The sequence below is a fragment of the Salipiger abyssi genome (assembly GCF_017311415.1).
Classification (GTDB): Bacteria; Pseudomonadota; Alphaproteobacteria; order Rhodobacterales; family Rhodobacteraceae; genus Salipiger; species Salipiger abyssi_A.
The window spans coordinates 1-13,076 of the sequence record NZ_JAEKIS010000043.1; the positions used below are offsets into that span (position 1 = coordinate 1).

A 13,076-nucleotide genomic window follows, 5' to 3' on the forward strand; every position below is an offset into this window, starting at 1 on the left:
CGCCTGATCGGCCCAGAACCCGTCCGGATCGCTCAGCGACCGCGCATACATCTCGTCATACGCCGCAGCGTCGACATGCGCTCCGGAAACAAAATCGGAAGACGGCGGGTAGGTGTCGGCGGCGGTGGTTTGAGCGTCATCCTTCATAGGAGATCCTCCCTATCTGAAAAGTCTCGAACGCCGCGGCGCGGCATTTCCCATCCCTTGCCTGATCATACCGTCGTTCGAAAAGAATGAAATAAGTAACGGTAATATAAGTCTTTATTTGTAAATCATTTTCGTTAGCGTGCGTATGTCAGTAAATTTTTTGCCGTCTGCGCTGGAAATTCCCATGGATTCAATGGGCTCCGCATCACATCGTGTAAACAATCATAGGGCGAGTTCCGGCAGCTTGACGGTTTGGTGGATCTCACGGGGGTGTGACAAATTGTTACGGAATGCCATTGTATACCTTTCGGCCGCCCAACGCCGCCGCAGGGCGACGTAACGGCGACTCGGGATCGGGGTTGCGTCGTTTGTCCGATGCTCTAACGTTCGCTGCCAAGGCGGTGGCAACCGCCGCGATTTGGGAGGAGAACCAATGAAACGACTGACGAGCACTGTATGCGTCTCGGCGCTGACCGTCGCCTTCGCCACCGAAGCCATGGCGACCGAATGGAACGTCTCGCTCTGGGGCAAGCGCCGCGCCTTTACCGAACATGTGCACAAGCTCGCCGAGCTGGTCGAGGAAAAGACCGATGGCGAGTTCACCATGAACATCTCGTATGGCGGGCTGTCGAAGAACACCGAAAATCTCGACGGCATCTCGATCTTCGCCTTCGAGATGGCGCAGTTCTGCGCCGGCTACCACCCGGACAAGAACCGCGCGATCACCGTGCTCGAACTGCCGTTCCTGGGCGTCAATACGCTCGAGGAGGAGCTGGCGGTGTCGCAGGCGGTCTATGCGCATCCGGCAGTGGCCAATGAGATGGCGCAGTGGAGCGCGCAGCTGCTGATGCCCACGCCCATGCCGCAATACAATCTCGTCGGCACCGGCGAGCCGCGCGACGAGCTGTCGGAATTCGACGGCATGCGGGTGCGCGCCACCGGCGGCATCGGCCGCGCCTTCGAGGCGGTGGGCGCCGTGCCCACCTCGATGACCGCGTCCGAGGTCTATCAGGCGATGGAGGCCGGGGTGATCGACACCGCCTCCTTTGCCCAGCACGCGCATCTCTCCTTCGGCACGATCAACGAGGCCGACTGGTGGACCGCCAACCTCAACCCCGGCACCGTGAACTGCCCGGTGGTGGTGAACATGGATGCCTATGACGCGCTGTCGGATGCGGAACGCGAGGCGCTCGACAGCTCGATCCCCGCGGCGCTGGAACATTACCTGGCCAATTACGGCGAGCTGCTGGCGCGCTGGGACAGCGTGCTGGAGGAAAAGGGCGTCGAGAAGGTGATGATCTCGGAGGCCGAACTGGACAAGTTTCGCGAGATCGCCGGCACGCCCACGCATGAGGCCTGGATCGAGGAGCTGAGCGTGCAGGGGCTGCCGGCGCAGGAGCTCTACGATCTGGTGCAGACGACGCTGGAAGAGACCCGCATGTCGAACTGACCCCGGCCAGGAGGCCCCGGCGCCGGGGATGGTTCGGGTGATTGCCAGCCTCACCTCCGCGCCCCGGCCCCGAGCCGGGGCCTCCGTACCTCTCGCGATTGCTAGAAAGGAACCTGCCATGGCCGGACAGTCCGCTGTGTTCACCGATGGCTCGACGCTCAGCCGGCTCGACCGGGCGCTGGAGCATCTCGAGCGGGCCACAGCCTTTGTCTCCGGGCTCGGCGCCTTCGGGCTGATGTGCCTGGCGGTGATCTCGGTCGGCGGGCGCGAGCTCTTCAACGAGCCTTTGCGCGGCTATGTCGACTGGATCGAGATGGCGATGCCGCTGATCGCGATCTTCGGCATCTCTTATGTGCAGCGCAATGGCGGGCATATCCGAATGGATATCGTGGTGGGCAAGCTGAAGGGGCGGGCGCTCTGGCTGGCCGAGCTGATCACCACCTTCGGGATTTTCGTGCTGATGGCGGCGCTGGTCTGGGGCAGCTGGGCGCATTTCGACCGCAGCTTCGATTTCGCCGCACCGATGTGGTCGCGCGATTCCACCATCGACCTCGGGCTGCCGCTCTGGCCGGCCAAGCTGATCGTGCCGGTGGCCTTCTTCATTATGTGCCTGCGGCTGGTGCTTCAGCTCTGGGGCTATGGCCGTGCGTTTGTGCTGGGGCTCGAAACGCCGGTGGCGGTGCCGCTGGTGCAGAGCGTGGCCGAGCAGGCGGCGGCTGAGGCGGAGCATATTCAGGGGCATGATGCATGACATCCATTGAAATCGGCCTCTGGGTCACTGGCGGGCTCTTTGTCATGGTGGTGATGGGCATGCGCGTGGCCTTTGCCGCCGGGCTCGCGGGGCTCCTCGGGCTGGTCTGGATTTTCTGGGAAAAGCGCAGCTATGACCCCGAGATGCTGGGCTGGGCGATTTCCGTCGCGGTCAAGACTGCCGGGCAGGTGCCGCATGGCAAGGTGGCAAGTCAGGCGCTGAGCCTCATCCCCACCTTCATCCTAATCGGCTATCTGGCCTATTACGCCGGGCTCACCAAGGCGCTCTTCGAGGCGGCCAAGCGCTGGCTGGCCTGGGTGCCGGGCGGGCTCGCGGTCTCGACCGTCTTTGCCACGGCGGGGTTCGCGGCGGTGTCGGGCGCTTCCGTTGCGACCTCGGCGGTGTTCGCGCGCATCGCCATCCCCGAGATGCTGAAGATCGGCTACGACAAGCGCTTTGCCGCCGGCGTCGTGGCGGCGGGCGGCACGCTCGCGTCGCTCATTCCGCCCTCGGCGATCCTGGTGATCTACGCCATCATCGTCGAGCAGGACGTGGGCAAGCTGCTGCTGGCGGGGTTCATCCCGGGCGCGTTTTCGGCGGTGGTCTACGGCACGCTGATCGTCGGTCTGGCGCTGACCATCAAGGGGTTCGGCCCGCCGGTGCGCGGTTTCACCTGGGGGCAGCGCTTTGCCGCGCTGCCGCCGGCGCTGCCGATCGTGGCGGTGGTCGTGATCATCATCTTCTTTGTCTACAACCCCTTCGGCGACGCCTGGGGCACGCCGACCGAGGGCGGTGCGGTGGGCGCCTTCATCATCTTCGTCATGGCGCTGCTGCACGGCATGCGCGGGGCGGAGTTCAAGGACGCGCTGATCGAGACAGCGAAGCTCTCGATCATGATCTTCACCATCATCTGGGGCGTGCTGATCTATGTGCGCTTCCTGGGCTTCGCCGATCTGCCCTCGGCCTTTGCCGACTGGATCGCGTCGCTGCACTACCCGCCCATGGTGATCCTGATCTGCATCCTGCTGGCCTATGCGGTGCTGGGCATGTTCATGGACGCGATCGGCATGCTGCTGCTGACCCTGCCGGTGGTCTATCCGGCGGTGATGGCGCTCAATGGCGGCGAGGACGTGCTGGCCCCCGACAGCACCTTTGGCATGAGCGGAGAGATGTGCGCGGTCTGGTTCGGCATCCTCGTGGTCAAGATGGCCGAGTTCTGCCTGATCACCCCGCCCATCGGGCTCAACTGTTTCGTCGTCGCGGGCGTGCGCCCGGATCTGTCGGTGCAGGACGTATTCCGTGGCGTGACGCCCTTCTTCATTGCCGATGCGGTGACCATCGGCCTGCTGGTGGCGTTCCCCGCCATCGTGCTCTGGCTGCCCTCGCTGGCCTGATCGAAGCAGACAAAAAAAACGGCGCCGCCCGGGAGAGGTGGGCGGCGCCGGTCTGTCGGCCGGGAGAGTGAGGCGGCCGGGTCTGGTTATTCCTTGCGCTTGTTGGTGACATTGAGATCGGCGTCGAGGTCGATATCGTACTGACCGTCGGCACAATAGACGTCGTCCAGCTCGTAGCCGCCGTCTTCCATCTCGATATCGTCGGGATCCATCTCGCATTGCATCTCTGCGAGCATCGCCAGGATCTGCTCGGTTTGCGCCTCGCTCGCGGTGTCGGCGGCGGCGGGCAGGGCCGTCAGTGTGGCGGCGGTAATGGCGATACAGGCACTGCGGAACATCGTGGATCTCCTCCTAGTTCGTGCAGTCAGCCTCGGGCAAAGCCGCCGTGAAGGGAATTCTTAATTTCTAAGACGCGCGCGGCGCGGATGACGGTGCGGGAACCTTTTCGTGAGACGCGGCGTTCCTCATGCAGACACCCGGCACGGGGCCGGGAGAACGCGAAATCATGGAAGTCCGAAGACCTTCGGGGCGGCTGCCCCGGCGGAGGCCGCGTGCCACCGTTCAAAGGGCGTGTGTCTTCCGCAACCGACTGTATAGGAGGCTTCGCCATGGAATTTGCAGGTATTGGGGGCTTTATCGTCCTCGTTCTCGACATCTGGGCCATTGTCTCGATTCTGACCTCGCGCGCCAGCACCGGCTCCAAGGTGCTCTGGACGCTTCTGGTGATCGTGCTGCCGCTTCTGGGCTTCATCATCTGGCTGATCGCCGGCCCGCGCGGAGCAAAGGCCGCCGTCTAAGGCACCTCTCTCAACTCTCTCTCACTCTCTCACTAACCAAACAGCAGTCAACAGGAGGAATTCACCATGCTGTACTGGGCTCTTCTCTTCTTCGTCGTCGCCATCGTGGCCGCCGTCTTCGGCTTTGGCGGCATCGCATCCGCGTCGGCGGGCATCGCACAGGTGCTATTCTTTATCTTCCTGGTGCTTTTCGTGGTGACGCTGATTATGCGGCTCGTCCGCCGCGCCTGACAGGCAGAGACCGAAAACGCCGCCGCGCCTCAACAGGCGCGGCGGTTTTTATGTGGAACATGGCATATGCGTGGTGACGGACCGAGCAGTCCCGCGCTGCGTCAAGAGGTCGTGGATCAGGAGCTCGAGAGTACCTCGTCCGGTGCGGGTGCGGTGTCGACATCGGCCTTGGAAAGATCGAGCACCAGATGACCGCCCTTTGCCCGCTTGGCGCGGTGGGCGAGCGCCGAGAGGGGCAGGGCGCGCTGGCGATGACCGAAGAACTTGCCGTTGTCCACGACCAGATAGTCGATCCGGTTCCGGTCGGCATCGAAGAGCAGATCCGACAGGCTCCCGACTTCGCCGTCGCGGGCAAAGACCGGGCCGCCGAGCCAGCGCGTCAACCGCTCGTAGCGTTCGATCGCCGCCTCCGCACGCGGATCCTCTTCGCCTGTCTCGGCGCTCCGGGCCGCGTAGCTCGCCATGGCGAGCGGCGCATGGGTGGCGCCGAACGGGCCGACCACCAGCGGCGGCATCGCCAGCATGAGCGAGTCGAGCTGTGCCTCGTCGCCATCCCAATGCGGTGCGCGGGCGAGTTCTGCATCGCTGATATCCAGCGGCATTTCGCGGGTTTCGCCATCGGGGCGCCCCATCAGCGAGGCCGCCGCCAGCGCCTGTCCGCCGGCAGGGCCATTCACCGCAAGCGAGAGATAGGTCAGATGGCGCGTGTCCGCGTCGAACAGCATATCGGTGAGCGTAGCGTCCTGACCGCCAGTCCGGACGCGCCAGGTGAGCATATCGGCAAGGCTGAAGAGCATTTTGTTCCCCTGTTTCTATAATTTAGAAAAAAAACCCCCGATTCCGTGAAAAAGTTCCGGAACTCGCGTGGGGGGCGACCGGTTCTTTTCCTGAACGCAGATAGGAGCCAGCCATGTCCACCGATATCTTTGTCGCCGGGCTGGGCGCTCTTACGGTTATCGCGGTCGTGATATTCGCGCTGACAAGCGCAAAGGATGGCGACGACGATCCACGTCAAGACGGGTAACCTGTCCAGCATGGCAGGCGGGGCGGCCAAGCGGCCGCTCCGCTTTTGTGTGGGTATGTGGCAGGCCATGACGGCGCCCGGTTTCCCGGCAGCCTGTCCTGCCTGCTGCGTGTTTGGCCGCGGATTTCAGCGATCTGAAAAGATGACTTAATTTGTCAGGTTGACTTTCCCGATTCTTTTGCTCAGTTTTGTACCTGTCCAGCCACCCTGCGATTGCGATGGGGCAGCCCGATTTCGAACCGATCATGGAGGCTGATGATGAGCGAGAATAGGAACCGCGCCCCGGCCAGTGGCCCGCGCCGCGACAGCGAAGACCTGATTCACCTGGTGATGGGCGGCCTTTGGCCGGCAGAGGCCGGGCTTGAGGCACTGCTCGACCGGATCGAGGCCAACAGGGAGGCGGCGCGATGATGGAGACACGAGTGAATGCGGATAACGCAACGCCGGCGCTGCCGCGCCATGCCGCGCGCGACCTGACAAAAGGTGGCAATATCGCCGAGATCGAGCTGGACGGGCAGGTTTATACCCTCCGGATCACCAAGGCGGGCAAGCTGATCCTGACCAAGTGACGCCATCGTCAGCCAAATCAACACCAAGACACGCCAACGAGGACAGATTATGAAACTCGCCACTTCCACCGCTCTTGCGCTGCTTCTGGCAACGCCCGCCCTGGCGGTCACCGACAAGGCGGCGGTGCTCGACACCTATGCCGACATCGCCGAGGCAAGCTATGAGGACAGCCTGATCACCGCCAAGGCGCTGCAAGAGGCGGTGGCGGCGCTGATCGCCGATCCTTCCGAGGAAACGCTTGCCGCCGCCCGCGAGGCCTGGCTTGCCTCGCGCAACCCCTATCAGCAGACCGAGGCCTACCGTTTCGGCAACGCGATCGTGGACGACTGGGAGGGCAAGGTGAATGCCTGGCCGCTCGACGAGGGGCTGATCGACTATGTGGATGCCTCTTATGGCGGCGCGACCGACGAGAACGAATACGCCGCGCTGAACGTCATCGCCAACCCGCAGGTGACGCTGGCCGGCAATGAGGTGGATGCCTCCGAGATCACGCCGGAGCTGATCGCCGACACGTTGAACGAGGCGGACGGGATCGAGACCAACGTGGCGCGCGGCTATCACGCCATCGAATTCCTGCTCTGGGGGCAGGATCTGAACGGCACCGGCCCCGGCGCGGGCGAGCGCCCCTATACCGATTACGTCACCGGCGACGACTGCACCGGCGGCAATTGCGACCGTCGCGCCGACTACCTGCAAGCGGCCACCGACCTGCTGGTCTCGGATCTCGAAGAGATGGTCGCCGCGTGGGGCGCGGGCGGCGAGGCCCGCGAGGCCGTGATGGAAGACGAGAATGCCGGCATCACCGCGATGCTGACCGGCATGGGCTCGCTCTCCTATGGCGAGCAGGCTGGCGAGCGGATGCGTCTGGGCCTGATGCTCAACGATCCCGAGGAAGAGCATGATTGCTTCTCCGACAACACCCACAACTCGCACTATTACGACGGCAAGGGCATCCAGAACGTCTATCTGGGCAGCTACACCCGCATCGACGGCAGCACCGTCGAGGGCCCGTCGCTGAGCGCGCTCGTGGCCGAGACCGATGCCGATCTCGATGCCGAGATGAAAACCAAGCTCGACACCACCATGGAAAAGCTGGGTGACATCAAGGAGGCCGCCGAGGGCGGGTTCTCCTATGACCAGATGCTCGCTGCGGGCGACGAGAAGGGCGAGGCGCTGGTGATGGGCGGTGTCGACGCACTGATCGACCAGACCCGCACCATCGAGCGCATCGTGTCGACGCTCGATATCAGCGACATCGACTTCGAAGGCTCCGACAGCCTCGATAACCCGAACGCCGTTTTCCAGTAAGCGGAGAAATGTGATGATCGTCTGTAGTTGCCAAGGCATCAGCGACCGCGACATTCATGCCGCCATCGACTGGATGCGCGCCTCGGACGCGCGGGCGATCATCACCCCCGGCAAGATTTATCATGCCCTCGGAAAAGCGGCCGATTGCGGAGGCTGCATGCCGCTTTTCTTGCAAACCATGCGCTCAAACGACAATCTGGAAGTCCCCATGGAACTCCGTGGCCTCAAACGGCGCGGAAAAACACAGGAAAACCGTTATGAAGGGCGACGAAAAGGTCATTGAATACCTCAACAAGGCGCTGCGGTCCGAGCTGACCGCGGTCAGCCAGTACTGGCTGCATTACCGCCTGCAAGAGGATTGGGGCCTCGGCCATATGGCCAAGAAAAGCCGCGAGGAAAGCATCGAGGAGATGCACCACGCGGACAAGCTGATCCAGCGGATCATCTTCCTCGGCGGGCACCCGAACCTGCAAAAGCTCGACCCGCTGCGCATCGGCCAGACGCCGAAAGAGACACTGGAGGCCGATCTTGCCGCCGAGAACGAGGCGCGCGCGCTTTACAAGGAAGCCCGAGAGCATTGCGAAAAGGTCGGCGACTACGTGAGCAAGAACCTGTTCGAAGAGCTGATGACGGACGAGGAGGGCCATATCGACTTCCTCGAAACCCAGCTTGAGCTCTACGGCAAGATTGGAGAGGAACGCTATGCGCTTCTCAATGCCTCGCCGATGGACGAGGCCGAGTGAGCTTGCTCTCTGCGCCGCGCTGCTAACAAGCGGCGCGGTGGCGGCCGCCGAGGCCGTGCTGCCCGATCCGGGCGATCCGCATCTCACCATCATACCCCGCACCGCGGAAGAGCGTGCGCGCATCGCCACGGTCACGGCGCCCGCGCGTGCGTTCACCGCGCCGGAGCCCTTCGAGGCGCGCCCCGCCGGTGCCGCCACCGTGCTCGGGCGGCGCGATGCACAGGCCTTTGCGCAGCCCTCGGCCAATATGCCCGAGGCGCGGCGGATGGATTTCGCCCTCGGCGACGCGCTGTTTCAAAAGCTTTGGGCCTCCTCGCCCTCTTCGACCCTGGCCTCCGACGGGCTGGGGCCGCTCTATAACGCGCGCAGCTGTCAGGCCTGCCATATCCGCGACGGGCGCGGCCACCCGCCCGAAGGGCCGGAGGACGATGCGGTGTCGATGTTCCTGCGGATCTCGGCGCCTGCCGATCCGCAGTCCGAGATGCCCGCCATCGCCGGCTGGATCGCCACCGCGCCGGACCCGGTCTATGGCGGTCAGTTGCAGGAGTTCGGCACGGTCGGGCATCGCGGCGAATACCGGCTTGAGGTCCGCTATGAAGAGATCGCGGTGCCGCTCTCGGGCGGCGAGACCGCGCATCTGCGCAAGCCCACCTACCGTGCCGCCGATCTCGCCTATGGCCCGCTCGCCGAGGATGCGATGCTCAGCCCGCGCGTGGCGCCGCCGATGATCGGGCTGGGACTTCTGGAAGCGATCCCGGCAGCCGACATTCTGGCGCTGGCCGATCCCGACGATGCCGATGGCGACGGCATTTCGGGCCGGGCGTCGTATGTCTGGTCGCGCGAACATGACCGCGCGGTTCTGGGCCGCTTCGGCTGGAAGGCGGGCGAGCCGACGATCCGCGAACAATCCGCGGCGGCGTTTTCGGGCGATATCGGCATCGCCACGCCGCTGTTCCCCGCGCTCTGGGGGGATTGCAGCGCCGCGCAGAGCGCCTGCCGCGAGGCGCCCCATGGCGGCGATGCAGAGGGGCTGGAGATCTCCGCCGAGGCCTTCGACGTGCTCAGCTATTACACCGCCAATCTCGCCGTGCCCGCCCGCCGCGACCCCGGCGACGCGGAGGTTTTGCGCGGCAAGCAGGTGTTTTACGACACCGGCTGCACCGCCTGCCACACCCCGAAATTCGTCACTGCCCGGCTTGAGGACCAGCCCGAGCAGAGCTTTCAGCTCATCTGGCCCTATTCCGATCTGCTGTTGCACGACATGGGCGAGGGGCTTGCCGATCACCGCCCCGAGGGGCGCGCCACCGGGACGGAATGGCGCACTGCGCCGCTCTGGGGCATCGGCTTGACCGGGGCGGTCTCGGGGCATACCACATTCCTGCATGACGGCCGTGCGCGGTCGCTGCTCGAAGCCGTTCTCTGGCATGGCGGAGAGGCGCAGCCCCATCGCGACGCGGTGGTCTCCATGGCGCCCGCGGACCGTGCCGCGCTGATCCGATATCTGGAAAGTCTCTGAATGCGATACGCTCTTATGCTCTGCGCCAGCCTCGCCGCCACGCCCGCCGTGGCCGGGGTCGAAGAGGCGCTCACCGATCACATCCTGCCCGGCTATGCGGGCTTTACCGAGGAGGCGCAGGCGCTGGCCGAGGCCGCGCAGCAGGATTGCACCGCGCCCGCGCTGCGCGATCCCTGGAACGCGGCTTTCGACGCCTGGACCGAGATCGGTGACGTGCGCATGGGCCCCTCGGAAACCGGCGCGCTCTCGGTGGCCTTCTGGCCCGACACGCGCGGATTTACCCCCAAGACGCTGGCGCGGATGATCTCCGGCGAGGAAGAGGCCGGGCGCGATCCGCAGGCCTTTGCCGAGGTCTCGATCGCCGCGCGCGGCCTCTTCGCGCTGGAGCGTATGCTCTATGACGAGGATCTCTCGGGCTACGAGGCCGGCAGCTATGCCTGCACGCTGGTGCAGACCATCACCGCCGATCTCGCCGCCCAGGCCGGAGCGCTGGAGAGCGGCTGGCGTGAGGGCTTTGCCGATGTGCTGCGGAGTGCCGGGGAGGACGGCAACACCACCTATCTCTCCGAAGACGAGGCGCTGCGGGCGCTTTACACCCAGATCCTTTCCAGCCTCGAATTCACCGCCGACACGCGGCTGGGCCGTCCGCTCGGCACGTTCGACCGACCGCGTCCGGCGCGGGCCGAGGCCTGGCGCTCGGGCCGCAGCCTACGCAATGCGGTGATGGATGCCGCCGCCGCCGCCGCGCTCGCCCATGCGCTCGCCGACTGGGAACTGCCCGAGACCGAGGCCGCCATGGCGCGGCTGCGCGAGGTGGCGGACCGCGTCACCGACCTGGCCTTTCAGGATATCGACGACCCGTCGGCGCGGCTGCGCGTCGAGATCGTGCAGCAGCATATCCGTGCGCTGGCCGATGCCATCGAGCTCGAGATCGGCCTGCCGCTGGGGCTGACCCCGGGCTTCAACTCGCAGGACGGAGACTGAGACCATGACCACCCGCCGCAGCTTTCTCGCAAGCCTGCTCGCCGCCGGCGCCAGCCCTGCCGTGGGCTGGGCGGCGGTGGGCGATCCGGCCTATCTCGCCGCCGCGAAGCAGCCCGATGGCAGCTATATGCTCGCCGGGCTGCGCGAGGACGGCTCCGAGGCGTTCCGGGTGCCGCTGCCGGCGCGCGGCCATGCGGCTTCGGCCCATCCGCATCGCGCCGAGGCCGTGGGCTTTGCCCGCCGTCCGGGCACCTATGCGCTGGTGGTCGATTGCCGCGACGGTGCCGTGCTGCATCAGCTCAGCGCGCCCGAAGACCGGCAGTTCAACGGCCACGGGGTCTATTCGCCCGATGGCACGCGGCTCTTCACCTCCGAGCAGCGGGTCGAGGACAGTGCGGGCTTTGTGGGGATCTGGGATACCGAGGCCAATTACAGCCGCATCGGCGAGTTCGAGACCCATGGCGTCGGCCCGCACGATCTGCGGGTGATGCCCGATGGCGAAACGCTGGCCATCGCCAATGGCGGTATCCAGACCGACCGCTGGGACCGCACCAAGCTCAATCTCGACACCATGCGCCCGAGCCTTGTCTACACCGCCTTCGACGGCACGGTGCTGGAACGCTGCGCGCTTGAAGAACTTTCGCAAAACTCGATTCGCCACTTGGCGCTGCGCCCGGATGGTCTGGTGGGCTTTGCCATGCAGTGGCAGGGCGAGCCGGGCATGGCGCCGCCGCTGCTGGGGCTGCACCGGCGGGGCAGCGATCCGGTGCTGTGCGAGGCCCCCCTTGGCGACGAGCTGGCGATGGACGGCTATGCCGGCAGCGTGGCGTTTTCCGGCGACGGCTCCGAGATCGCCATCACCTCGCCGCGCGGCGGCCGCATGCACCGGTTTTCCGCCGAAGGCGCCTTTCTCGGCGTCGTCTCGCGCGCCGATATCTGCGGTCTGGCGCGCCACGCAAAGGGCTATATCGCCAGCGACGGCTTGGGCGGTGTGATGCTGGTGGGGCAGGGCGGCACGACCCCGCTGCGCCGGGCCGAGGCCGCCTGGGACAACCATCTGATCCCGATCCGCGCCTGACGCGACGCGGGCGAAAAACCGCGAAAAAGGGTGCGATTGGCCTCTTGCACCTCTCGCGCGGTTCTTTTATTAGACCCGCTACCGGGTGATTAGCTCAGTGGTAGAGCGCTTCGTTCACATCGAAGATGTCAGGAGTTCAAATCTCTTATCACCCACCATTCTTCCCGAAAGGGCGCGTTCGCCGGCAAGGCTAGAGCGCGCCCTTTCTGCTTTTCAGCCGCTCACGGCGCTTCGCCCGATCTGCGCCGGTGCGTTGCACGGGTACGGCGCTGGAAGGACCAAAATTTTCGGGAAGGCGGGATGCTGATGCGTCTTGAAACAGGCCGCGCGCTTGGCTAAACCCTCGCAGGCCGGGTGATTAGCTCAGTTGGTAGAGCGCTTCGTTTACACCGAAGATGTCGGGAGTTCGAGTCTCTCATCACCCACCATTTTCAATCACTTAGCGTCTTTTTTGCTCTCTGGTTTCCCAAGCCAGTCCGGATGTTTCCCAAAATTCGGCAAAAGCAGCATGGTTTCGCGGTTCATATGCTCGACTTCCGCACGCCGTGCGTAGTGCTCTGACATGCGTTTTGATAGGTGCCCAAGCATCGACTGCACGCGCTGAATGCCCCCGAAAACCTCGGGATGTCTGGCCACGCTGTTTGCGATCACCGTCGCATTGGTGTGACGCAAGCCGTGGAGCGTCGCGCGGAATGCGCCGTCCTCCAGATCCTCTTTGCGATGGGGTTTCAGCTTCAACCGGATCAATTCGGTGCGCCAGCTCGCGCCGAAACCGGTGGGTGTCCATGGCTTGCCGCGGCTGTTCGTTAGCAGAGGCCGGCGCGGATCTACCACGCCAGATTTTCGCCGTTCCCTGCGTTCGTCTTCCAGAATCGCGAGAACAAGCGGATGCAGTGGCACTGGTACCGCGTTTCCTGTCTTTGACTGAATCACATGCCAAGTCGCGTCCTGGATCTGGCTATCGTGGCCTGCCCCCATTGGGTGGTCCGGTTTGATTGTTAGTGCATTGTGGGCCTCTGGTCCATCGGGACGGTGCTTTCGGGCGCGGGTGGACGGTAGCCCAGAGCGCTGTGCGGCCTGATC

The 13,076-nt window shown here is 64.7% G+C and carries 16 protein-coding genes and 2 tRNA genes; 15 read left to right on the forward strand and 3 right to left on the reverse strand.

The genetic code is table 11. The features are described from left to right. Positions 1-580 precede the first annotated feature (580 nt). The 3 genes from dctP (at position 581) to I6N89_RS24635 (ending at position 3,742) form a co-directional block, all read left to right on the forward strand. Complete coding sequence (dctP, locus tag I6N89_RS24625) at positions 581-1,597, forward strand: TRAP transporter substrate-binding protein DctP (protein ID WP_207020902.1); 1,017 nt, start codon at positions 581-583, stop codon at positions 1,595-1,597. 118 nt (positions 1,598-1,715) lie between these two features. Further along, the gene (locus I6N89_RS24630; RefSeq protein ID WP_207020903.1) at positions 1,716-2,348 is read left to right on the forward strand and encodes a TRAP transporter small permease subunit; all 633 of its coding nucleotides are present in this window, start codon (positions 1,716-1,718) and stop codon (positions 2,346-2,348) included. Next, complete coding sequence (locus I6N89_RS24635; protein ID WP_207020904.1) at positions 2,345-3,742, forward strand: TRAP transporter large permease; 1,398 nt, start codon at positions 2,345-2,347, stop codon at positions 3,740-3,742. Before I6N89_RS24630 ends, I6N89_RS24635 begins: the two co-directional genes overlap by 4 nt. A gap of 86 nt (positions 3,743-3,828) precedes the next feature. On the opposite strand, the gene I6N89_RS24640 is transcribed toward I6N89_RS24635, so the two are convergent. Next, positions 3,829-4,080 carry a PepSY domain-containing protein gene (locus I6N89_RS24640; protein WP_207020905.1) on the reverse strand — a complete coding sequence of 84 codons (252 nt, stop codon included), beginning with the start codon at positions 4,078-4,080 and terminating at the stop codon, positions 3,829-3,831. 270 nt (positions 4,081-4,350) lie between these two features. Here I6N89_RS24640 and I6N89_RS24645 point away from each other — a divergent pair, with 270 nt between their 5' ends. Together I6N89_RS24645 and I6N89_RS24650 are read left to right on the forward strand one after the other, a co-directional pair. Then, positions 4,351-4,539, forward strand: coding sequence for a PLD nuclease N-terminal domain-containing protein (locus I6N89_RS24645; RefSeq protein ID WP_207020906.1), 189 nt, complete (start codon positions 4,351-4,353; stop codon positions 4,537-4,539). A 66-nt stretch (positions 4,540-4,605) separates the two neighbouring features. Continuing rightward, positions 4,606-4,770 carry a DUF1328 domain-containing protein gene (locus I6N89_RS24650; RefSeq protein ID WP_207020907.1) on the forward strand — a complete coding sequence of 55 codons (165 nt, stop codon included), beginning with the start codon at positions 4,606-4,608 and terminating at the stop codon, positions 4,768-4,770. A 116-nt stretch (positions 4,771-4,886) separates the two neighbouring features. Here I6N89_RS24650 and I6N89_RS24655 read toward each other — a convergent pair whose 3' ends face one another. Continuing rightward, entirely contained in the window at positions 4,887-5,567 is a 681-nt protein-coding gene (locus I6N89_RS24655; protein ID WP_207020908.1) for a PRC-barrel domain-containing protein, read from the reverse strand. A 485-nt stretch (positions 5,568-6,052) separates the two neighbouring features. Here I6N89_RS24655 and I6N89_RS24660 point away from each other — a divergent pair, with 485 nt between their 5' ends. The 10 genes from I6N89_RS24660 (at position 6,053) to I6N89_RS24705 (ending at position 12,421) form a co-directional block, all read left to right on the forward strand. Then, positions 6,053-6,205 carry a hypothetical protein gene (locus I6N89_RS24660; RefSeq protein WP_207020909.1) on the forward strand — a complete coding sequence of 51 codons (153 nt, stop codon included), beginning with the start codon at positions 6,053-6,055 and terminating at the stop codon, positions 6,203-6,205. Further along, complete coding sequence (hemP, locus tag I6N89_RS24665; RefSeq protein WP_207020910.1) at positions 6,202-6,363, forward strand: hemin uptake protein HemP; 162 nt, start codon at positions 6,202-6,204, stop codon at positions 6,361-6,363. Before I6N89_RS24660 ends, hemP begins: the two co-directional genes overlap by 4 nt. 49 nt (positions 6,364-6,412) lie before the next feature. Then, on the forward strand, positions 6,413-7,672 hold the full coding sequence (locus I6N89_RS24670) for an imelysin family protein (RefSeq protein WP_207020911.1): 1,260 nt from the start codon (positions 6,413-6,415) through the stop codon (positions 7,670-7,672). Positions 7,673-7,685: 13 nt separating this feature from the next. Next, positions 7,686-7,955, forward strand: a complete 270-nt coding sequence (locus I6N89_RS24675; protein WP_076703130.1) for a (2Fe-2S)-binding protein — start codon at positions 7,686-7,688, stop codon at positions 7,953-7,955. Beyond that, positions 7,930-8,415, forward strand: a complete 486-nt coding sequence (bfr, locus tag I6N89_RS24680) for a bacterioferritin (protein WP_076703132.1) — start codon at positions 7,930-7,932, stop codon at positions 8,413-8,415. The genes I6N89_RS24675 and bfr overlap by 26 nt, the downstream gene beginning before the upstream one ends. Continuing rightward, a complete protein-coding gene (locus I6N89_RS24685) occupies positions 8,387-9,931 on the forward strand; it encodes a di-heme oxidoredictase family protein (RefSeq protein ID WP_207020912.1) in 1,545 nt (514 codons plus the stop codon). Before bfr ends, I6N89_RS24685 begins: the two co-directional genes overlap by 29 nt. Next, entirely contained in the window at positions 9,932-10,915 is a 984-nt protein-coding gene (locus I6N89_RS24690; RefSeq protein ID WP_207020913.1) for an imelysin family protein, read from the forward strand. 4 nt (positions 10,916-10,919) lie between these two features. Then, complete coding sequence (locus tag I6N89_RS24695; protein ID WP_207020914.1) at positions 10,920-11,993, forward strand: DUF1513 domain-containing protein; 1,074 nt, start codon at positions 10,920-10,922, stop codon at positions 11,991-11,993. A gap of 83 nt (positions 11,994-12,076) precedes the next feature. Beyond that, positions 12,077-12,151, forward strand: a tRNA-Val gene (locus I6N89_RS24700). 194 nt (positions 12,152-12,345) lie between these two features. Then, positions 12,346-12,421: transfer RNA gene (locus tag I6N89_RS24705), tRNA-Val, on the forward strand. A 7-nt stretch (positions 12,422-12,428) separates the two neighbouring features. On the opposite strand, the gene I6N89_RS24710 is transcribed toward I6N89_RS24705, so the two are convergent. Then, complete coding sequence (locus tag I6N89_RS24710) at positions 12,429-12,971, reverse strand: tyrosine-type recombinase/integrase (protein ID WP_236016829.1); 543 nt, start codon at positions 12,969-12,971, stop codon at positions 12,429-12,431. Between the last annotated feature and the right edge of the window lie 105 nt (positions 12,972-13,076).